General features: G+C 40.8%; 2 protein-coding genes. Both read left to right on the forward strand.

Annotated features, from left to right (window positions below; translation table 11 throughout):
- Positions 1 to 785, forward strand: a 785-nt coding sequence (locus Q0212_RS08335) for a hydrolase or metal-binding protein (RefSeq protein WP_297924440.1), incomplete at its 5' end; no start/stop codon positions are given.
- Positions 786 to 809: 24 nt separating this feature from the next.
- Positions 810 to 1,094 carry a hypothetical protein gene (locus Q0212_RS08340; protein WP_297924442.1) on the forward strand — a complete coding sequence of 95 codons (285 nt, stop codon included), beginning with the start codon at positions 810 to 812 and terminating at the stop codon, positions 1,092 to 1,094.
- The last annotated feature ends 454 nt before the right edge of the window (positions 1,095 to 1,548 follow it).

A 1,548-nucleotide genomic window follows, 5' to 3' on the forward strand; every position in this document is an offset into this window, starting at 1 on the left:
ATGAACAACTCCGCCAAGCACAAACCACCAGCAACGGTAAATTACGCACCATCCCTGTTCGCCTATTATTTAATTCGCCTGAGTTAAACTTACGTGCTGAATACAGTTTATTCGATAGACAAACAGGCAGACCGCTGTGTGTCGGTAATGGGGATACCTGTCGGCGATATACACCACAAGGCATTCAACAATTACCCTGCCCTAGTCCCGAAGCCTGTGACTTAGCCCGAACAGGTCACTGTAAACCGTATGGTCGTTTACATGTGATTGTGAATGACGAAGAAGATATTGGCACGTTTATCTTTAGAACGACAGGCTTTAACAGTATTCGCACTTTAGCGGCACGACTCGCCTACTACCAAGCAGTGTCAGGCGATGTATTAGCTTGTTTACCCTTGCAGTTAAAACTCAGAGGTAAAAGTACTACCCAAAGCCATCGCTCAGCCATCTATTACGTGGATTTAACGCTGAGAGATAACCACACTTTAGCCGATGCTTTACAGCAAGCTAAAACGCTCAATCAACAACGGCTAGAGATAGGCTTTCAGCAACAGGCTTTAGACCAAGCGGCACAAGCAGGTTTTAACAATGCTACCTTTGAATTTAGCGAAGACGAAATCCCTGAATTGTTAGAGGAGTTTTATCCCAACGCCGATGACGATGACGATGACTTAAACACAAACCCTTCAACTAACCCCAGCAACATCAACGCTAAAACAGCCAACGGTGTTTTAAAGCAAAAGCTCGGTCAACGTTTACAAGCGCAAACCACTTCCCCTAATTAACCTTAACCCACGCGGAGAATTACCATGTTACTTTGCAGTAATCCTTTATTTTCACTCGGTCAAACGGTGGCTACACCCAATGCCCTTGAACTATTGGCCAAACATCATACATCCTGCTTTAGCTTACTGGCTCGTCATCAATCAGGCGATTGGGGCAATGTGCCTGCCGAAGATGCCTTAAGCAATCAAGAAGCAATTGAGCGTGGCTATCGTATTATGTCAGTTTACCCTTTGGAAACAGATAAAGTGTGGATTATTACCGAAGCTGATAGGTCGGTGACAACGGTATTGTTGCCAGAGGAGTATTGAAAGTCGTAAAGCCATTGCTCTTTGCAAAAAATTGAGTAATGGCCTACCAACATGATAGAACATAATTGATATAAAGTTTATAGCTGTGCTAATCTCGCAACTAACATATGAATCATGTATTTTACTGATATTAGGTAGTGTATAAATGTGATGAGATAAAACTGTCTAGGCATTATTACGCCAAGACCACATAGAAGCATCATATTTTTTTGTATACCTCCATAATTCATATGGCAACCTTAAAACTGTATAATAATACATTGCATATAAATTTATCCTGATAGGGAAATATCATGCCACCTGCTTTATTACCCACAATATCTTTTCTTGTTATCTTCGGTTTTGTTATTTATTTTATTTACCTAATAGATAAACGTCCTGAACATATTATTAAATCTGCACCCAGTCTTCTGGTGACAATTGGGATTACTTTTACATTTTTAGGGATATGCTT

This window comes from uncultured Agitococcus sp., assembly GCF_937920075.1.
Taxonomy (GTDB): Bacteria; Pseudomonadota; Gammaproteobacteria; order Pseudomonadales; family Moraxellaceae; genus Agitococcus.